The organism is Plesiomonas sp. (genome assembly GCF_051650925.1).
Classification (GTDB): Bacteria; Pseudomonadota; Gammaproteobacteria; order Enterobacterales; family CAMTGL01; genus Plesiomonas.
On the sequence record NZ_JBOFRH010000412.1, the window covers coordinates 1 to 18,022 of the forward strand.

The window sequence follows — 18,022 nt, forward strand, 5'->3', positions numbered from 1 at the left end:
CGCCCTGACGTTTTCCTATCACATGGGTATCACCGATAACATCTAAAATGTCATCTTGCACTTGAAACGCCAGCCCGATGGCATTGGCGTAGCGATCAAGTGCTGGCAGTGCTGCATAGCCGCGCGAACCGGCGGCCAGCGCCCCTAAACGGATTGCACTGCGAATGAGTGCACCGGTTTTATGATTGTGGATCTGCTCAAGCTGCGACAGGGTACAGACTTGGCCTTCTGCGGCCAGATCAAGAGCCTGCCCGCCACACATACCGTTGACACCGCTGGCACTGGCCAGCTCACGCACCTGCGCTAAACGTATTGCAAATGCCTCGGCACTGTTTTTGCTGTCGGCTTCTGCAAGTATAGTAAAAGCCAGCGTTTGCAGAGCATCACCGGCCAAAATTGCATTGGCTTCACCGTAACGGATATGGCAGGTGGGCTGTCCGCGCCGTAAATCATCATCATCCATAGCCGGCAGATCATCGTGGATCAGCGAATAGGCGTGAATACATTCAACGGCGGCCGCCGGAGCATCAAGCTCACTGAGCGGAATATCAAACAGCGTTCCGGTGGCGTAGACCAAAAAAGGGCGCAGGCGTTTACCGCCCAGCAGTGTTCCGTGGCGCATCGCCTGCACAATGGCATGATCCTGAAACGGCAGGGTATCCAGATGCTGGCTTAAAATATGGTCAATTCGCTCTCGGTATAAAATTAACAGTTCGGAATAGGGCACGCTCATGACTCACTGTCAGCCGAAAAAGGGGTTAACGCGGCGTTTGGCGCGTTACTGAGCAAAATCTGTACGCGTTGTTCGGCCTGTGTCAGGCGCTGCTGACCTTCACGTGTCAGCACGATCCCTCGCTCAAATGCTGACAAGGCCTCTTCCAGTGATAAATCACCCGATTCAAGACGTGTCACTATCTGTTCAAGTTCAGTTAATGTGGCTTCAAAATCGGTCGGTTTTTTCGCAGCTCTGGCCATAACATGTCAACATTTTAGGGAGTCATGGCGCAAAAGTTACCCCAGCCTTGCCAGTTGGTCAAATCAGCCGGAAAGTAACTGTGCGAAAAAGGGCTTTTTTTTCACTTTTGTGATTAATTTTCTGCGCAACGTGCCGATAGCGATCCATAACAGACGAAAAACAAAGCAGAGAACATACGGATACGGCCGATTTTACATGCGCATTAATCATAAAGCGCATGTGAATACACCGAACTCCAAGCTGTTCCCAGAGGGCTGTATTGTGGATTTGGCAACACTCATTGGTTTAGTGGCATCTTTTGGTTTCATCATCTACGCCATGTTCATGGGTGGAAATATCATGGTTTATGTTGATATTCCTTCTGTGCTGATTGTGGTGGGCGGAAGCCTGTTTGTGGTGATGATGAAATTCACCCTGAGCCAGTTTTGGGGGGCGGCCAAAGTTGCGACGAAAGCCTTCTTTTATCGTTCAGAATCACCTGATGATCTGATCACCGATCTGACAACCATGGCCGATGCCGCGCGTAAAGGCGGATTTCTGGCACTTGAGGATATGGAGATCACGAACCCATTTATGCGCAAAGCGGTAGATATGCTGGTGGATGGCCATGACCCAGCTACCGTGCGCTTAACACTGACTAAAGATCTGAATCTAACGCTTGAGCGTCACGAGCGTGGCGAGCAAATTTTTCGGGCATTGGCGGATGTTGCCCCTGCGATGGGCATGATAGGTACGCTAATTGGTCTAGTGGCGATGTTGGCAAATATGTCAGATGCTAAAGCGATTGGTCCAGCGATGGCCGTGGCTCTGATTACCACACTATATGGTGCATTGATTGCGAATATGATCGCCAACCCAATTGCCGATAAGCTGGCGTTGCGCCGTGATGAAGAGGCGCTGAATCGCCGATTGATCATTGATGGTGTAGTAGCGATTCAGAACGGGTTAAATCCACGGGTGATTGAGTCAATACTGAAAAATTATCTGCAGGAGTCAAAGCGCGATCTGATGGATGAGGCTGCGTGATGGATGAACGTCCGGTAAAAAAACACCGAGCAGCAGGTTCACCCGCTTACATGACCACATTTGCAGATTTGATGACACTGTTGTTGTGTTTTTTTGTGCTGCTGTTGTCATTTTCAGAGATGGATGTTGAGAAATACAAACAAATAGCAGGTTCGATGCGTAGTGCATTTGGCGTGCAAAATCAGATTGATCTGCGTGATATCCCCAAAGGCACTAGCGTGGTGGCACAAGAGTATCGCCCTGGTCGTCCTGATCCTACACCGCTTAATACTATTATGCAGCAGACCGCTGACGTAACATTGCCAACGCTCTATTTCCAGCCGGGTGATGCTGATCGATCTGGGGCTAAAATTCCGCGTGAAGAGACTCAGCAAGTTGAGCAAAACAGCACCGCGCAGAGTCAGGCGACCGAAGATCTGTACCAACGTCTAAAACTGATGGTGGAGCGCGATCATCTCAGTGGTGGTATTGAGCTTGAGATGCTCGGACAGCAATTGATTATCCGTTTAAATGAGGGGATGGCTTTTGCTGCCGGCTCTGCATTTTTACAGCCTAAATTTCGGGCAGTGATGGCCGATATCACCCGTTTGCTCAATGATGCACCGGGTAAAATTTTGGTTGTCGGGCACACCGATGATCGCAATGTCGATACTGCATTGTTCCGTTCGGCATGGGATCTCTCTGCCCAGCGCGCTGCGTCAGTGGCCATTGAAATGGAAAATAATCCGGCATTCAATTCGCAGCGGGTAGAGGTTACCGGCGTGGCCGATACGCAAAACCGTTTCCCTAATGATACTGAAGAGCATCGCCGGAAAAATCGGCGGGTAGAGATTCATATTTTACAGGGCAAAGCTACAGAGGCTGCACCGCTCAAACTATCAGAAGCACAAATGCCGATACCTTTGGTGGATAAACCCGCTGAAACGGCTACCGAGAGTGTGGCTCAATAGTGAGACAGCAACTACGCTATTGTGTATAATCCGCGCCTTCGCGCACTCCTCTCACTTCTTATGTGTTACTGAAAGAATATGAAATTTATCATTAAGCTGTTTCCTGAAATCATGATCAAAAGCGAGTCAGTCCGTCTGCGCTTTATTAAAATTCTGACTGGCAACATCCGTACTGTACTGAAAAGGCAGGATGAAACGCTGGCCGTTGTCCGGCGCTGGGATCATATTGAAGTTCGCTCTAAGGATAATAGTGCTGAAAATTATGCACGTTTACTGGAAGGGTTGATGGAAACACCCGGTATCCACCATGTTCTGGAAGTGGAAGAGAGCGAATATACTGATCTGCACGATATTTTTGAGAAAACATTAGCCGCAAACCGTGCTTTGCTGGAAGGAAAAACCTTCAGCGTACGTGCAAAGCGTCGTGGTAAGCAGAGCTTTAATTCGCTGGAAGTTGAGCGGTATGTGGGCGGCGGATTGAACCAGCACATTGAAACGGCCTCGGTTAACCTGAGCCAGCCTGATGTGGTAGTACGTCTTGAAATTGATGATAACCTGCTGCGTTTAGTCAAAGCACGTTATGAAGGTATTGGTGGCTACCCGATTGGTACGCAAGAGGATGTTCTCTCATTAGTATCGGGCGGTTTTGACTCAGGGGTATCGAGCTATATGCTGATGCGCCGTGGCTGCCGTGTGCACTACTGTTTCTTTAATCTTGGTGGTTCTGCCCATGAGATTGGCGTTAAACAGGTTTCGCATTATTTGTGGAATCGTTTTGGCTCATCCCATAAAGTGCGTTTTTGTGCCATCAACTTTGAACCTGTCGTGGGTGAGATTCTAGAAAAAGTTGAAGATGGCCAGATGGGGGTGATCCTCAAGCGCATGATGATGCGTGCTGCCTCTAAAGTGGCCGAGCGTTTTGGTATTCAGGCACTGGTGACCGGTGAAGCACTTGGGCAAGTCTCCAGCCAGACCCTGACCAATTTGCGTCTGATTGATAATGTAACCGATACGCTAATTTTGCGCCCGCTGATTTCACATGACAAAGAGCATATCATCAAGCTGGCTCGCCAAATTGGTACGGAAGACTTTGCCAAGACCATGCCTGAGTTTTGTGGTGTGATCTCAAAAAGCCCAACTGTAAAAGCCGTGAAAACCAAGATTGAAGAGGAAGAGGGCAAGTTTGATTTTGCCATTCTCGACAATGTGGTGGAAAACGCAAAATACATGGATATCCGTGATATTGCAGAGCAGGCTAAAGAGCAAGTTCCTGAAGTTGAAACGGTTGATGCTTTTAGCGCCGGTGAGGTGATTTTAGATATTCGCAGCCCGGAAGAAGAGGAAGAGAGCCCGTTAAAAGCTGAGGGTGTTCTTGCCGGTGTTGAGTTACAAAAAATGCCGTTTTATAAGCTTTCCAGCCAGTTTGATACGTTGGATCAGAGTAAAACCTATTTACTGTTTTGTGATCGTGGCGTAATGAGCAAACTGCAGGCGCTCTATCTGCGTGAAAAAGGCTTTATGAATGTGAAGGTATATCGCCGCGCGTAATGGTAGGCTAGCAATACAAAAAAACAGCACACAGTGGAAGCTTTCTTCCTGTGTGCTGTTTTTTTATGGTGGTTTTCCTTCCTCATAATATTTTCTCTAATCTCTAATCTCTAATCTCTAATCTCTAATCTCTAATCTCTAATCTTGTCCGTTCTGTTGTATTTGCTGCTGCATAATAGCCTGATACAGCGCCGAGTTTGCCGGTGTGGGAATATTCAATTGACGGGCTTGTTCCAGCAGATAACCGGTAATAAAGGCAATTTCAGTCTCTCTGCCTTTGGCAATATCCTGCTGCATAGAGGAGTAGTTTTCTGCCGTTGCATCAATGACCTGCATCACTTGTTGATACAGCGTATGGGTATCTGCGGGTAATCCGAGGGCATTCATGACGGTAGCCACTTCTGTGCACAGTGTTCGGATCTCATCAGGAAACGCGCGCAGCGTCCCGTTACGACAGTTTTTTAACGCAGTCAGCGGATTGATGGCGCAGTTAATGGCCAGCTTTTGCCATAAAAATGGCCGAATATCTTGATGCGCGCTGACAGTAGGCAGGGCCGCATCTAATGTGTTGGCCAGCGTAGTGCTGTAAATATGTCCGCGCGGGTTGATTCCACCAATATGGGTTGCTCCTACACCTGTATGGCGTACGGTGTGCCGGTTGACGCGCAGCGCACCATGTGTGGTAATCCCCTGTAAAAGGGGTTGTTTTATTGACTGATACATTGCCTCTGGCACACTGCCCATACCGTTGTGTAGTAGCAGTATTGGGCAATCGGCGGGCAGCGTGTGAAGTAGCGTCGGCAGTGCCGGTTGCACGCTGCCAGCTTTGAGCGTCACCAGTAACAATTGGCTGTGTGCCAGATGATCTTTCTGGTTGACCGGAAAAACCTGTGGCACAGCAGGTGGGCGGTGGTGATCCGAGAAAGAATTATTGAGTTTCTCAGTATATGACTGAGAGTTTTCGGCCAGCATACAGTGCCAGTTTGTGTGTGGCTGGCGTAGCCAGCCTTGTACCGAGTGGCCTGCGGCGGCCAGTTTTAGCATCCAGAGCTGCCCGATAGCGCCACAACCGAGTACAGTAATTTTCATCATGGTTTTCCGCCTTGCCTGCAGTTCTGCTATCATGCCAGTTGTTGTTGATTAAGTAGAGAGAGCCGTCATGCCTTCTTTTGATATTGTCTCTGAAATTGATTCTCAGGAAGCCCGTAACGCAGTAAATAATGCGAATAAGGCACTGGAAAGCCGTTATGATTTTCGTAATGTCACTGCCAGCATTGAGTTGAACGAGAAAAACCAAACCATCAAAGTCTCAACTGAGTCTGATTTCCAAGTTCAGCAACTGATGGAAATTCTGCGCAGTGCGCTGGTAAAGCGTGATATTCAAAATGGCGCACTTGAAGAACCCGAAGCCTGTGAGCACAGCGGTAAAACCTTCAGCAAAGAGGTGAAGCTCAAGCAGGGAATTGAAACCGAGATGGCGAAGAAAATCGTCAAATTGATTAAAGATTCCAAGATCAAAGTGCAGGCGCAAATTCAAGGCGAGCAGGTGCGTGTAACCGGAAAAGCCCGTGATGATCTGCAAGCGGTAATGGCACTGATCCGGGCATCTGAACTGGGGCAGCCGTTCCAGTTTAATAACTTCCGTGATTAATTACCGATAATACGGTAAAGATAAAAAAAAGCGCCGCCGGTGAAATACACATCGGCGGCGCTTTTTTATGGTCAAGTATTCACGCTTTACGATTAAACAGGCACTGCTGATCAGCAATGCACGGTTATATTGTCAAACCCGACCAGAAAAGAGGGCTATCAGAAGTTATATTTTACGCTGTAGATCAGACCATCTTGGTATGCAGCACTGCCTAGCTTTTTGTCTGCATAACGGTACTGAATACCGGTGGTGATGCTTGGTGTTGCATTCCACCACAGTGCAACGGCACCGTTTAGGCCCTCTTTACCACCGTTGCCGTAATCGGCATCACGCGCAAATTCGTATTCGTTCCAGTTGGTGATGCTGAACTTTTGATCGGCAACCACGAAGTCATAACCGGCAACCCAGCCAAACATATAACCGTTGTTACCATCAAAGAAGGTGTTGTTGGTGTAGTTTGCTGCTAGGAATGGTTTTGCCCAGAAGCTGCCGACATTAAAGTTGTAGCCGATACCGTAGATGAAGTTTTGTTCGTTAAAACCATCAGAGTGAGTATCGTAGAAGTGACCATACAGATTAAAGCCGCTGTCACCTAAGTAGTAGCGTACAGTGCCTTTTGCTGCGATACGCAGGCTGCGGCCATCTTCACGGTCATAGCTGTGAGTTGGGTTTTCCAGATCAAAAAAACCGTATACTTCACCCCAGTTGTAACCTGCGCCACCTTCAAGTTCTAAATACGGAAAGTCTTTCTTACCGCTTTCATCGGTAGTACGGCTGCTCCAATCTAGATAGTTAGCACTGACATTGGCAAAGCTGTAAATAGGTTCCGCGTGAGCAGATACAGATGCCATAACAGCGAGAGCAGATAAACCAGCAAGACTTTTGCGCATGAGAACCTCAGTTAAACAACCCGTAGGTATAAAAATGTGGCTGCAGCTAGGCTGCAAAACGGCGCACATAATAAAAGCCCTTCCCGCAAGAGGGAAGGGCTTAAGTGATGTTCATCGCGATTTTTGTGATGGCTTGCGCAATCGATAACGTTATTTGTGATTTAAGTCACTTTATCGTGCGGTATTTTTTGTACAGCTTAAGCGCTATGAGTCAGTACTGTGTGCTGACTAATACTGAGCCTCATCTTGTTTATTCGGGTTGCTGTTTTGGTTGTGATTCAGGATCACGGGTCAACGCTGAAAAACGTTTACCCACATAAATTAGCAGCAATAAACCGGGGATGACCATCAGCGAGGTGCAGATAAAAAACAGAGACCAGTTACCGTGCAGGCGGTCAACCATTTCACCGCTAAACGAAGAGAGCGTGGTGCGACCCAAATTCCCGAGCGATGAAAGCAGCGCATATTGGGTGGCCGAAAATGCTCGCCCACTGAGCCAGCTAAGGAAAGAGACAAATGCCACCGATGAGAATGCACTGGTAAAGTTATCGACAATAATAGTGGCGGCAAACAGATGCTCATTCGGGCCGACAGTCGCAATCCAAGCAAACATCAGGTTACTGCCAGCCATTGCGATGCCGCCAATCAGCAGACCCCGTACAATACCAAACCGAACATTCAGCGCACTGCCCATCAAAGTAAAGACTACCATGGCAAACCAGCCAATCAGTTTTGAATAGTGGGCAATCTGTTCGTTGCTAAAACCGATCTCTTTATAGAAAGTGATCGACATCCGGCCAAGAAATGCTTCACCAATTTTAAACAAGAAGACAAAACTGATAATAGACAGCGCTATTGAGGTACCGTTACGGCGGAAAAATTCGGCAAAAGGCTCAATCACAGTAACCGCAAGCCAAGTGATAATTCGGTTGTTGTGCAGATGTTTTGCATACTGCTGTTCGGCTTCTGCTTGCAGGTGTTCGCGGCCGGTTTCTGGCTCAGGGGCCAGCAATACACCACAGAGCCACACAAGGCTGATAGCCGCCATTCCCAGATACACATGCTGCCAACCATAGCGATCGGCATAGCTAAATGCCAGATAGCCAGGCAGTGAGTAGCCAGTCCACCACCCAATAACCGCCATAGCAGAGCCTTGTGGCAACAGCGCTTTGTCACGGTACAGGGTATCAATCCGGTAGGCATCAATGGCGATATCTTGTGTTGATGATGCCACGGCAATGGTAAAGGCCAGAACGGCTGTCCATAACAGCGAATTAGCCGGATTTGTAAACGCAATACCCACTGTCGCCAGCAGAATAAACACCTGCATCAGACAGATCCAGCTGCGGCGCTGCCCGAGTCTGGCGTGAAGAAAGGGTAACTTTACGCGGTCAATCAGTGGTGCCCACATAAAGTGAATGGCATACACCACAAAAATTGAGCCAAAAAAACCGATTGTTGAGCGCGAGATCCCCGCATCTTGCAGCCATCCGCTCATGCTTGAGCCAATCAGTACCCACGGAAAACCGCTGGCGCAGCCCAGAAGAAAAATCCAGAGTAGCCGGATGTCGGCATAGCTTTTCAGCATATTTCGTAGGCTTGAGGCGGATGATGGCATACAGAGGGTACTCTCTTTAACTTTGTGTCAGTCAAAACAGTGCTAAATGCGAATAGTTAGCAATAAAGCAGACGCTCAGGACTATAAGTGATGATTTGTCTGAAAGGCTAGCACTATTGGGCCAAAGAGTGAAAGCTAAGGTTTTTAGCGTATTTAAATGATAGAGCCTGTTTTTATTTTTTACGGCTGATTTTACAGGGCGGCATGACCCTGCTTTCTGGCATTTACATGCATGCCAGAATGAATACAGAGTGAACACTAAATTGAGTACTAAATACAGAGAGGTTGTGAGCCATTTACCGTTTTGTGGATCAGGGGCGAATGCCCCTGATGGCCGAAGGCAGTGGAGCTTGCTCACTTAATGTGGCAATGCAAGCTTGCAGCCGTGTTCGTAAGAAGCGGTTACCGCGCAGGCTGATTAGGGGGGTTGCCTCCAGCAGTGCCATGGCATACCAGAATGCATGTTCACTGGCACTCAGCGGCGCGTCATCATCGTAGTTATCTGCCCACCAGTGGTGCAGAATATCATCACAAAATAGCTGTAATTTATCCGGTTCAGCGCAGCCGAGCAGAATTAACCGTAATTGGTTAGCGAGCGCCTCACCATACAACAGACTAAATGTATCAGCAGAGACCGGCATAATAACTCCTTTTTCTTTCGGAAAATGCTTTCTGAAAAAAGTAACCAGAGCTAAAAAATCTGAGCATCACAATTGGCCTGCTCTGCTGACAGAATTAGCGCGTTACGCTCACTTTTTCAATGATAATCGGTGTTTCAGGAACATCAGCCATACCGCCTTTACGGGTGGTGCTGACGGCGGCAATTTTCTCAACAACGTCCATACCTTTTACCACCTCACCAAATACAGCATAACCTGGGCGGCCGGGTACATTATCTAGCATCGTGTTGTTGCTAACGTTGATAAAGAACTGGCGCGTTGCCGAGTCAGGATCTGATGTTCTGGCCATCGCAATGCTGCCATAACGGTTGGAGAGCTTGTTATCCGACTCGTTAACCACCGGCTCGTAGGTTGGGCGAGGGCGTAACTCAGCATCCATACCACCACCTTGGATCATAAATCCGGCAATGACACGGTGAAACTGTGTGCCGGCATAGCTGCCATCATCGGCATAGCGCAAAAAGTTGGCGACTGTCTTAGGTGCGGCTTTTTCATTCAAATCGATTACAATTTCACCCTGATTGGTTGTCAGTGTAACGGTGGGCGCTGCCCATGCAGTGCCAGCCCAACAAGCCAGCAGCAAAATAAGTTTTTTCATCGTAATTGTTATCCTGTTTTTGCTTTTTTGCCCTATTTAGTCGGCATAGGGCAGGGGGAATAGGTCAATAATGCGGGCTGAATCGCGTAAATTACGCACTTTGCCGGATATATGTATTGATACTGTCATCTTGAGCCATATCAGTGATCACTGAGGTCAGCACTTCATTAATGGCTTTGCTGATATCCTCATTTTTTGCACCTAGCGGGCCTTGTACGGTGTAGCTGGCGCGAAACTCTTTAATCATCTCGCCCTTACTGGTGCGGGTGATGACTTTGACTTTAGCCTTGGTGGTGATGTTGTGGCGTAAGTTGCCCTCTTGCACATCGGCATACACTTCAACGGGAATGATTTGCAACGAAGCTTTGCCGTTATCGCCCAGCATATAGCCGCGCTTTTGCATCTGCTTTTCTAGCGTCTCTTGCAGTAGGAAGCGGATATCACGCGAAGCATACAGCGGCTCCGGCTTTCCTTCAGAGCGTCGAACCATCGCCAGATAAGGCTGTGGGCGCTGATCAGAACTGCTGACCGAAATAGTTGCGCCCATCAGTGTCGGGTCTTGTTGTGGTAGGGTGATCGGTGGGTTAACGGCAATAGAGTTGGTTGGTTGGTTGATACAACCGGCCAGCGTTGCTACTGCAATCAGGGGAAGAATAACCTTTTTTAGCATTTTCATACTGCGCAAATCCTTAGCGTAAAGATAACGTAAAACCAATTCTGCATCATAAACAACCGTTTCTGCAGGGAAAAGAGCGTAGAGAGATTAATTTTACCTGTGGGGGGAGAGGGGCGTGGTTCTGCGTACAAAGTCGCTCTTTTGCTTGGACAGAATACGCCTGTTTGTCATCTGATTACGGCTTAATGTACCGCGTAGGTTAAGGCGCTGAATCCTGCTATTCTGCTGTTTATTGCGCCAATTGCAGCATGCATGCCGAGGTTTGTTATTATCACGCGTTATCATATCATTAGCGCATTTTTTACCGCAGAAAGCCTATTTTAAAAGGGATCTCACTATGATGTATGATCAGATTGTTGCCAAACTTACCGCAGCATTTTCCCCCGCATTTTTACAGGTAACAAACGAAAGTCATCAGCACAATGTGCCAGCCGGTTCAGAAAGTCACTTTAAAGTGGTTATCGCCTGCGCACAGTTTGAGGGGCAGCGTTTACTCACCCGTCACCGCGCAGTCAATACGGTGTTGGCTGATGAGCTGGCGAACCATATTCATGCCTTAGCCTTGCACACATATACTCTGGAAGAGTGGCAAAAGGCAGCAGAAAATGTGCCGCAGTCACCGGCATGTCGTGGCGGCAGTTTGGCTGATCGCGCTGAGAAGTCGTAATATTGCAGTGAAATACGGCAGTTAAGTGCCGTTTGTTTTTATCCCGCCATATGCAAGTTTTTATCCTGCCTAAAGCGCTCCATGGTGTTGTGAGCGCTGTTAAGATTAATGTGACAGCGTGTTAATAACTATCTGTCTGTAAACTCAGGGAAAATGACACTGATTTGTTTTGTTAAATCTGCGTTTTATTTTATGTATTGCTAAATATTTCATCTATTATTTTTTGTATGATAATAAATCAGTGCTTTTAATGTTTGCAGGTTGAGGTGTTGATCACATTATTGAATATTGGTCACTCTAAACCTCTATTTTTACCTCAATTTTGTGCCGTTTACAGCAGAGTTAACCACTTTCAGAATGGCATCAAGGGAGGCAAAAATGCTAAAATGTGCCCCTTGTAATAGGTTTACATCTGTTACGGCTGTAGCGAAAGTTTTAAAGAGTTCAACAGCGGGAGCTGCGGTGAGCTAACTGTGAAATGGTTGGATGATTTTTGCGAAATAGCTTAGATAAACCCCAATTCCCTACAGGCTCGGGTGAAGGACGTCAGGATGTCGTTTCTTGCTCGGACAAATCTTTCTTTCCTTCCCGATAAAGTAGTGCTAGTGAATATGATTACAATTACAAAGGGTCTGGATCTCCCTGTTGCGGGTGTACCGACGCAAGTAATCCATGATGGTCCGACCATCAACCAAGTTGCTACGCTAGGCGAAGAGTACATTGGTATGCGCCCTACCATGCATGTGCATGAAGGGGATGTGGTAAAAAAAGGTCAGGTTCTGTTTGAAGACAAAAAGAACCTCGGCGTGAAATTTACTGCTCCTGCCAGTGGAACCGTGGTTGCTATTAACCGTGGCGCAAAGCGTGTTCTTCAATCTGTTGTGATTGCCGTTGAAGGCAATGAGCAGGTTACTTTTACTCAATACCCGATTGAGCAACTGAGCTCGCTGGATCGCCAGCAAGTAAAAGATAACTTGATCGCGTCTGGTCTGTGGACTGCACTGCGTACTCGCCCGTTCAGTAAAGCACCGGCAGTAGACAGTGAAGCCGTAGCCATTTTTGTTACGGCAATGGATACCAATCCATTGGCGGCCAACCCTGAAGTGGTGATCAACGAGCAAGCCGAAGCTTTTGTGCACGGCCTGACTGTACTGACTCGCCTGACTGACGGCAAAGTGCACCTGTGCAAAGCACCGGGCGCAAAAATTCCGTTTACAACGGATGCTCAGGTTGTGATTACCGAATTTGCAGGCCCTCATCCGGCCGGTTTAGCGGGTACGCATATTCACTTCCTTGAGCCGGTCAGCCTGAATAAAACTGTGTGGAGCATCGGTTACCAAGATGTGATTGCTGTCGGTAAGCTGTTCACTACTGGTGAGTTGCATACTGATCGTGTGATTGCACTGGCTGGCCCGCAGGTGAAAAACCCGCGTTTGCTGCGTACCTGTATCGGTGCAAGTGTTGATCAGCTGATCAAGGGTGAGCTGAACGATGGTGATAACCGTGTGATCTCCGGTTCTGTACTGAACGGAACGATTGCCGCAGGTCCACACGCCTTTTTGGGCCGTTTCCACAATCAGATCTCTGTATTGCTGGAAGGGCGCGAAAAAGAGTTCATGGGCTGGCTGGTACCGGGTATCAATAAATACTCCGCGACCCGCACAACATTGGCACATCTGTTCAAAAAGCATCTGTTCAAGTTCACCACGGCAACGCAGGGCAGTGAACGCTCTATGGTACCGATTGGTAGCTATGAGCGCATTATGCCGCTGGACATTCTGCCAACGCTGTTGCTGCGTGATCTGATCGTGGGTGATACCGATGGTGCTCAGACACTGGGTTGCTTAGAGCTGGATGAAGAAGATTTGGCGCTGTGTACCTTTGTGTGTCCTGGCAAGTATGAATATGCCCCAATCTTGCGCGATGTACTGACCAAGATTGAGAAGGAAGGTTAATCGAGATGGGTTTGAAACACGCTCTTGAAAAGCTCGAACATCATTTTGAGCCTGGCGGCAAGTTCGAAAAGTTCTATGCCGTATATGAAGCGGTTGCCACCATTTTCTATACGCCGGGTACGGTAACTCGTACTTCTGCCCACGTTCGTGACGGGGTAGATTTGAAGCGTATTATGATCATGGTATGGGTTGCTGTTTTCCCTGCCCTGTTTTGGGGTCTGTATAATGCCGGTGCACAAGCGATTTTAGCGCTGAACCACCTGCACGGTGCAGAACAACTGGCACAAGTGGTGGCCGCTGACTGGCACTACTCACTGGTGGAATTGCTGGGCGGCTCAATGACCGCTGCGGATGCGGGCTGGGGCAGTAAAATGCTACTGGGCGCAACCTACTTCCTGCCAATTTTTGCTGTGGTGTTTGCCGTTGGTGCAACATGGGAAGTGCTGTTTGCGATTGTTCGTGGGCACGAAGTTAACGAAGGCTTCTTCGTTACCTCTATCCTGTTTGCGCTGATTGTGCCACCAACACTGCCACTGTGGCAGGCTGCATTGGGTATCAGTTTCGGTGTGGTTGTTGCCAAAGAGATCTTTGGTGGTACTGGCCGTAACTTCTTAAACCCTGCTCTGGCTGGCCGTGCATTCCTGTTCTTTGCCTATCCTGCACAAATTTCAGGGGATATGGTTTGGACTGCTGCTGATGGTTTCTCTGGTGCAACGGCTCTGTCTCAGTGGGCAAGTGGTGGTCAAGGTGGCCTGATCCACAATGCAACAGGGCAGGCAATCACATGGTTTGATGCTTTCCTTGGCAACATCCCAGGCTCTATCGGTGAAGTTTCAACCCTGATGATCCTGTTGGGTGCGGCATTCCTGATTTATATCCGCGTGGCTTCATGGCGCATCATTGCCGGTGTCATGATCGGTATGGTGGTCTCTTCTACGCTGTTTAACCTGATAGGTTCTGCCACTAACCCAATGTTCGCAATGCCGTGGTACTGGCATCTGGTACTGGGTGGTTTTGCGTTCGGTATGGCATTTATGGCCACAGACCCGGTTTCTGCCTCTTTTACCGATAAAGGTAAGTGGTGGTACGGTGCGCTGATCGGCGTAATGGCGGTACTGGTTCGCGTGGTTAACCCAGCGTACCCAGAAGGTATGATGTTGGCTATTCTGTTTGCTAACCTGTTTGCCCCGATTTTTGACTATCTGGTGGTACAAGCAAACATTAAGCGGAGGAATGCGCGTAATGGCTAAGAGTAACGATAGCATTGCCAAAACGCTGCTGGTGGTTATTTCCCTCAGCTTGGTGTGCTCCATTATTGTTGCCGGTTCTGCTGTAGGCTTAAAAGCTACACAAATCGAGCAAAAACAGCTAGATAAGCAACGCAACATTTTATCTGTTGCTGGCTTGCTGACCCCTAACGTGAATGTAAAAGAGACCTTTACCCAGTTTATCGAACCGCGTTTGGTTGATCTGGCTACGGGTAGCTTTGTTGAGGGTGATGCAGCTACTTTTGATCAGCGTGCGGCGGATAAAGATCCAAAGCAAAGCATCAGCATTCCAGCCGATCAAGACAAGGCGAAGATTAAGCGCCGTGCCAATATCTCTGCTGTGTATCTGGTGAAAAATGCTGAAGGTAAAGTGACCGAAGTGGTTCTGCCAGTACACGGTACCGGTTTGTGGTCAATGATGTACGCTTTTCTGGCTGTTGAAACTGACGGCAATACCGTAAAAGGCATCACTTACTATGACCAAGGGGAAACCGCAGGTCTAGGTGGCGAAATTGTGAACCCGAACTGGCGTAAGCTGTGGGTAGGCAAGAAGCTGTTTGATGTTGACGGCAAGCCGGCAATTCACATTGTCAAAGGAACAGCACTGCCAAACGATCCGTATGCGATTGATGGCTTATCAGGTGCAACCCTGACCGGTAACGGCGTGCAAAACACGTTTGACTATTGGCTAAGCGCCAACGGCTATGGTCCGTTCCTGACCAAAGTACGCGCTGGAGAGTTGAACAATGGTTGATAACAAAGAAATGAAAAAGCTGCTGGTCGGCCCGATCATGGACAACAACCCGATTGCACTGCAAATTCTGGGTATCTGTTCTGCATTGGCAGTCACCACCAAGATGGAAACTGCGTTTGTTATGACGCTGGCCGTTGCCATTGTTACTGCATTCTCCAACTTGTTTATCTCACTGATTCGTCATCACATTCCGAACAGTGTGCGGATTATCGTGCAAATGGCGATTATCGCATCACTGGTTATCGTGGTCGATCAGGTGCTAAAAGCGTATGCCTATGAGATCTCCAAGCAACTGTCGGTATTCGTTGGTCTGATTATCACCAACTGTATCGTAATGGGCCGTGCTGAAGCGTATGCGATGAAATCACCGCCGATGCAAAGCTTCATGGACGGTATCGGTAATGGTTTAGGTTACGGCGCTATCTTGCTGGCTGTTGCCTTTATCCGTGAACTGATAGGTTCTGGTAAACTGTTTGGTATGCCGGTACTGCCACTGATTCAAGATGGCGGCTGGTATCAGAGTAACGGTATGTTCCTGCTGGCACCGAGTGCGTTCTTCATCATTGGTGGCCTGATTTGGGCTCTTCGTACTTACAAGCCTGAACAGAACGAGAAGGAATAACGACAGATGGAACATTATATCAGTCTGTTTGTTCGCTCTATTTTCATTGAAAATATGGCGCTGGGCTTCTTCTTGGGGATGTGTACCTTCTTGGCTGTATCCAAGAAAGTTGCAACCTCATTTGGTCTGGGTATTGCGGTAACGGTTGTACTGGGTATTTCCGTTCCGGTTAACAACTTGGTCTTTAACCTGATCCTCAAAGACGGTGCACTGGTTGCAGGCGTTGATCTGACCTTCCTGAGCTTTATCACCTTTATCGGTGTTATCGCTGCACTGGTACAGATTCTGGAAATGGTGCTGGATAAGTTCTTCCCACCTTTATACAACGCGCTGGGCATTTTCCTGCCGCTGATCACCGTAAACTGTGCGATCTTCGGTGGCGTGTCGTTTATGGTGCAACGTGACTACAACTTCACAGAGTCGATTGTGTATGGTGTAGGTTCCGGTATCGGTTGGATGCTGGCTATCGTGGCACTGGCAGGTCTGCGTGAGAAGATGAAGTACTCCGACGTACCAAAAGGTCTACGTGGTTTAGGTATTACCTTTATCACTGTAGGTCTGATGGCGCTGGGCTTTATGTCTTTCTCCGGTATCCAGTTGTAATCAGGGCGTAGTAGGAACATACGATGGAAATTATTCTTGGCGTAGTCATGTTCACCCTGATCCTGCTGGCGTTGGTTCTGGTAATTTTATTTGCCAAATCCAAGCTGGTAAGCTCTGGTGACATTACGATTGAAATTAACGGTGATCCAAACCTGACCATTAAAACCCAAGCTGGCGGTAAGCTGCTGGGTGCTTTGGCCGGTAACGGGATCTTCGTCTCTTCCGCCTGTGGCGGCGGTGGCTCTTGCGGCCAGTGCCACGCCAAAGTGCTGGAAGGTGGTGGCGATGTGCTGCCAACTGAACTTTCTCACATCACCAAGCGCGATGCAGCCCAAGGTTGCCGTTTAGCGTGTCAGGTGAACGTGAAAGAGAACATGAAAATCGAATTGCCAGAAGAGATCTTTGGCGTGAAGAAGTGGGAATGTGAAGTTATCTCTAACGATAACGTTGCCACCTTCATCAAAGAGCTGGTGATTGCGATTCCGGAAGGGGAAGAAGTGCCTTTCCGTGCCGGTGGTTATATCCAGATTGAAGCGCCTGCGCATCATATCAAATATGCTGATTTTGATGTGCCGCAGGAGTACCGCGAAGATTGGGATAAATACAACCTGTTCCGCTATGAGTCTGTGGTTAAAGAGCCGATTATTCGTGCTTACTCGATGGCGAGCTATCCGGAAGAGAAAAGCATCATCATGCTGAACGTGCGTATCGCTACGCCACCGCCAAGCAACCCTGATGCACCTCCGGGTCAGATGTCTTCTTTCATCTGGTCATTGAAAAAGGGTGATAAAGTCACTATTTCTGGTCCATTTGGTGAGTTCTTCGCCAAAGAAACCGAAAATGAGATGGTCTTTATCGGTGGTGGTGCGGGTATGGCTCCAATGCGCTCCCACATTTTCGACCAGCTTAAGCGTTTGCACTCCAAGCGTAAGATGACCTACTGGTACGGTGCGCGTTCTAAGCGTGAAATGTTCTATGTTGAAGACTTCGACATGCTCGCGGCTGAAAACCCGAACTTTACTTGGAACGTAGCACTGTCAGATCCGTTACCGGATGATAACTGGACAGGTTATACTGGCTTCATTCACAACGTAATTTATGAAAATTACCTGCGTGATCATGAAGCACCGGAAGACTGCGAATACTACATGTGCGGCCCGCCGATGATGAATGCTGCGGTCATCAAAATGCTCAAAGATCTGGGCGTTGAAGATGAAAACATTTTGCTGGATGACTTTGGTGGTTGATTCACTGACATGTTAGTAAAAACTAAGCAATGGCTAGCCCTGGTCGGGCTGGCCTTTTTTCTAAGTGGGTGTAATGACAGCGCGTCAAACGAGCAAGTCAACCTGCAAGGCCAAACGATGGGTACGTACTACTCCATCAAATACTTAAATCAAAAAGATTTACCGGCGCAAGATGCCGTTCAAGCTGAAATTGATAAGCGTCTTGAGCTGGTCAACGATCAGATGTCGACTTATCGTCCAACCTCTGAATTGAGCCGCTTTAACAGCAGCACCGCGGTAAATACCCCGTTTGC

General features: G+C 48.2%; 20 protein-coding genes. 12 read left to right on the forward strand and 8 right to left on the reverse strand.

Annotated features, from left to right (window positions below):
• Both ispA and xseB read right to left on the reverse strand, forming a co-directional pair.
• On the reverse strand, positions 1–733 hold a 733-nt coding region (gene ispA, locus ACRC27_RS09705), incomplete at its 3' end, for a (2E,6E)-farnesyl diphosphate synthase (RefSeq protein ID WP_438639780.1).
• Positions 730–975: an exodeoxyribonuclease VII small subunit gene (gene xseB / locus ACRC27_RS09710; protein WP_438630669.1), complete on the reverse strand. Its 246-nt coding sequence runs from the start codon at positions 973–975 to the stop codon at positions 730–732. The genes xseB and ispA, both read right to left, overlap by 4 nt.
• Before the next feature lie 196 nt (positions 976–1,171).
• Here xseB and pomA point away from each other — a divergent pair, with 196 nt between their 5' ends.
• The 3 genes from pomA to thiI all read left to right on the forward strand — a co-directional run bounded on the left by pomA (position 1,172) and on the right by thiI (position 4,500).
• Positions 1,172–2,002, forward strand: coding sequence for a flagellar motor protein PomA (gene pomA, locus ACRC27_RS09715; RefSeq protein ID WP_438639781.1), 831 nt, complete (start codon positions 1,172–1,174; stop codon positions 2,000–2,002).
• On the forward strand, positions 2,002–2,952 hold the full coding sequence (locus tag ACRC27_RS09720; protein WP_438623779.1) for a MotB family protein: 951 nt from the start codon (positions 2,002–2,004) through the stop codon (positions 2,950–2,952). The genes pomA and ACRC27_RS09720 overlap by 1 nt, the downstream gene beginning before the upstream one ends.
• 78 nt (positions 2,953–3,030) lie before the next feature.
• Positions 3,031–4,500, forward strand: coding sequence for a tRNA uracil 4-sulfurtransferase ThiI (gene thiI, locus ACRC27_RS09725; RefSeq protein ID WP_438630665.1), 1,470 nt, complete (start codon positions 3,031–3,033; stop codon positions 4,498–4,500).
• Positions 4,501–4,638: 138 nt separating this feature from the next.
• On the opposite strand, the gene ACRC27_RS09730 is transcribed toward thiI, so the two are convergent.
• Complete coding sequence (locus tag ACRC27_RS09730; RefSeq protein WP_438639784.1) at positions 4,639–5,589, reverse strand: 2-dehydropantoate 2-reductase; 951 nt, start codon at positions 5,587–5,589, stop codon at positions 4,639–4,641.
• Positions 5,590–5,659: 70 nt separating this feature from the next.
• Here ACRC27_RS09730 and ACRC27_RS09735 point away from each other — a divergent pair, with 70 nt between their 5' ends.
• On the forward strand, positions 5,660–6,151 hold the full coding sequence (locus tag ACRC27_RS09735) for a YajQ family cyclic di-GMP-binding protein (RefSeq protein ID WP_438623736.1): 492 nt from the start codon (positions 5,660–5,662) through the stop codon (positions 6,149–6,151).
• A gap of 158 nt (positions 6,152–6,309) precedes the next feature.
• On the opposite strand, the gene ACRC27_RS09740 is transcribed toward ACRC27_RS09735, so the two are convergent.
• From ACRC27_RS09740 to ACRC27_RS09760, 5 genes are all read right to left on the reverse strand, one after another.
• Positions 6,310–7,041 (reverse strand): outer membrane protein OmpK, encoded by a 732-nt coding sequence (locus tag ACRC27_RS09740; protein WP_438630571.1) that lies wholly within the window; start codon positions 7,039–7,041, stop codon positions 6,310–6,312.
• Positions 7,042–7,291: 250 nt separating this feature from the next.
• Entirely contained in the window at positions 7,292–8,659 is a 1,368-nt protein-coding gene (locus ACRC27_RS09745) for an AmpG family muropeptide MFS transporter (protein ID WP_438623738.1), read from the reverse strand.
• A gap of 311 nt (positions 8,660–8,970) precedes the next feature.
• The gene (locus tag ACRC27_RS09750) at positions 8,971–9,300 is read right to left on the reverse strand and encodes a hypothetical protein (protein WP_438623739.1); all 330 of its coding nucleotides are present in this window, start codon (positions 9,298–9,300) and stop codon (positions 8,971–8,973) included.
• 94 nt (positions 9,301–9,394) lie between these two features.
• Positions 9,395–9,937 carry a peptidylprolyl isomerase gene (locus ACRC27_RS09755; RefSeq protein ID WP_438639782.1) on the reverse strand — a complete coding sequence of 181 codons (543 nt, stop codon included), beginning with the start codon at positions 9,935–9,937 and terminating at the stop codon, positions 9,395–9,397.
• Between the two features lie 91 nt (positions 9,938–10,028).
• Positions 10,029–10,607 carry a YajG family lipoprotein gene (locus ACRC27_RS09760; protein ID WP_438629915.1) on the reverse strand — a complete coding sequence of 193 codons (579 nt, stop codon included), beginning with the start codon at positions 10,605–10,607 and terminating at the stop codon, positions 10,029–10,031.
• Positions 10,608–10,950: 343 nt separating this feature from the next.
• On the opposite strand from ACRC27_RS09760, the gene bolA reads away from it, so the two are divergent.
• From bolA to ACRC27_RS09800, 8 genes are all read left to right on the forward strand, one after another.
• On the forward strand, positions 10,951–11,280 hold the full coding sequence (gene bolA, locus ACRC27_RS09765; RefSeq protein ID WP_438623741.1) for a transcriptional regulator BolA: 330 nt from the start codon (positions 10,951–10,953) through the stop codon (positions 11,278–11,280).
• 611 nt (positions 11,281–11,891) lie between these two features.
• Entirely contained in the window at positions 11,892–13,235 is a 1,344-nt protein-coding gene (locus ACRC27_RS09770) for a Na(+)-translocating NADH-quinone reductase subunit A (protein ID WP_438629911.1), read from the forward strand.
• Between the two features lie 5 nt (positions 13,236–13,240).
• Positions 13,241–14,485: an NADH:ubiquinone reductase (Na(+)-transporting) subunit B gene (locus ACRC27_RS09775; protein WP_438623743.1), complete on the forward strand. Its 1,245-nt coding sequence runs from the start codon at positions 13,241–13,243 to the stop codon at positions 14,483–14,485.
• Entirely contained in the window at positions 14,478–15,257 is a 780-nt protein-coding gene (locus ACRC27_RS09780; protein WP_438630502.1) for a Na(+)-translocating NADH-quinone reductase subunit C, read from the forward strand. The genes ACRC27_RS09775 and ACRC27_RS09780 overlap by 8 nt, the downstream gene beginning before the upstream one ends.
• Positions 15,250–15,879, forward strand: a complete 630-nt coding sequence (locus ACRC27_RS09785; RefSeq protein WP_438623745.1) for an NADH:ubiquinone reductase (Na(+)-transporting) subunit D — start codon at positions 15,250–15,252, stop codon at positions 15,877–15,879. Before ACRC27_RS09780 ends, ACRC27_RS09785 begins: the two co-directional genes overlap by 8 nt.
• A gap of 6 nt (positions 15,880–15,885) precedes the next feature.
• The gene (gene nqrE / locus ACRC27_RS09790) at positions 15,886–16,482 is read left to right on the forward strand and encodes an NADH:ubiquinone reductase (Na(+)-transporting) subunit E (RefSeq protein ID WP_438623746.1); all 597 of its coding nucleotides are present in this window, start codon (positions 15,886–15,888) and stop codon (positions 16,480–16,482) included.
• A gap of 23 nt (positions 16,483–16,505) precedes the next feature.
• Complete coding sequence (nqrF, locus tag ACRC27_RS09795; protein WP_438623747.1) at positions 16,506–17,729, forward strand: NADH:ubiquinone reductase (Na(+)-transporting) subunit F; 1,224 nt, start codon at positions 16,506–16,508, stop codon at positions 17,727–17,729.
• Positions 17,730–17,738: 9 nt separating this feature from the next.
• On the forward strand, positions 17,739–18,022 hold a 284-nt coding region (locus tag ACRC27_RS09800), incomplete at its 3' end, for an FAD:protein FMN transferase (protein ID WP_438639783.1).

What these genes read in the sequence shown, in the direction of transcription:
- ACRC27_RS09770 (WP_438629911.1), top strand. Translation starts at nt 11,892, where the DNA reads ATGATTACAATTACAAAGGGTCTGGATCTCCCTGTTGCGGGTGTACCG.
- thiI (WP_438630665.1), top strand. Translation starts at nt 3,031, where the DNA reads ATGAAATTTATCATTAAGCTGTTTCCTGAAATCATGATCAAAAGCGAG.
- nqrF (WP_438623747.1), top strand. Translation starts at nt 16,506, where the DNA reads ATGGAAATTATTCTTGGCGTAGTCATGTTCACCCTGATCCTGCTGGCG.
- xseB (WP_438630669.1), bottom strand. Translation starts at nt 975, where the DNA reads ATGGCCAGAGCTGCGAAAAAACCGACCGATTTTGAAGCCACATTAACT.
- bolA (WP_438623741.1), top strand. Translation starts at nt 10,951, where the DNA reads ATGATGTATGATCAGATTGTTGCCAAACTTACCGCAGCATTTTCCCCC.
- ACRC27_RS09740 (WP_438630571.1), bottom strand. Translation starts at nt 7,041, where the DNA reads ATGCGCAAAAGTCTTGCTGGTTTATCTGCTCTCGCTGTTATGGCATCT.
- pomA (WP_438639781.1), top strand. Translation starts at nt 1,172, where the DNA reads ATGCGCATTAATCATAAAGCGCATGTGAATACACCGAACTCCAAGCTG.
- ACRC27_RS09720 (WP_438623779.1), top strand. Translation starts at nt 2,002, where the DNA reads ATGGATGAACGTCCGGTAAAAAAACACCGAGCAGCAGGTTCACCCGCT.
- ACRC27_RS09750 (WP_438623739.1), bottom strand. Translation starts at nt 9,300, where the DNA reads ATGCCGGTCTCTGCTGATACATTTAGTCTGTTGTATGGTGAGGCGCTC.
- ACRC27_RS09745 (WP_438623738.1), bottom strand. Translation starts at nt 8,659, where the DNA reads ATGCCATCATCCGCCTCAAGCCTACGAAATATGCTGAAAAGCTATGCC.
- ACRC27_RS09775 (WP_438623743.1), top strand. Translation starts at nt 13,241, where the DNA reads ATGGGTTTGAAACACGCTCTTGAAAAGCTCGAACATCATTTTGAGCCT.
- ACRC27_RS09760 (WP_438629915.1), bottom strand. Translation starts at nt 10,607, where the DNA reads ATGCTAAAAAAGGTTATTCTTCCCCTGATTGCAGTAGCAACGCTGGCC.
- nqrE (WP_438623746.1), top strand. Translation starts at nt 15,886, where the DNA reads ATGGAACATTATATCAGTCTGTTTGTTCGCTCTATTTTCATTGAAAAT.
- ACRC27_RS09735 (WP_438623736.1), top strand. Translation starts at nt 5,660, where the DNA reads ATGCCTTCTTTTGATATTGTCTCTGAAATTGATTCTCAGGAAGCCCGT.
- ACRC27_RS09785 (WP_438623745.1), top strand. Translation starts at nt 15,250, where the DNA reads ATGGTTGATAACAAAGAAATGAAAAAGCTGCTGGTCGGCCCGATCATG.
- ACRC27_RS09730 (WP_438639784.1), bottom strand. Translation starts at nt 5,589, where the DNA reads ATGAAAATTACTGTACTCGGTTGTGGCGCTATCGGGCAGCTCTGGATG.
- ACRC27_RS09755 (WP_438639782.1), bottom strand. Translation starts at nt 9,937, where the DNA reads ATGAAAAAACTTATTTTGCTGCTGGCTTGTTGGGCTGGCACTGCATGG.
- ACRC27_RS09780 (WP_438630502.1), top strand. Translation starts at nt 14,478, where the DNA reads ATGGCTAAGAGTAACGATAGCATTGCCAAAACGCTGCTGGTGGTTATT.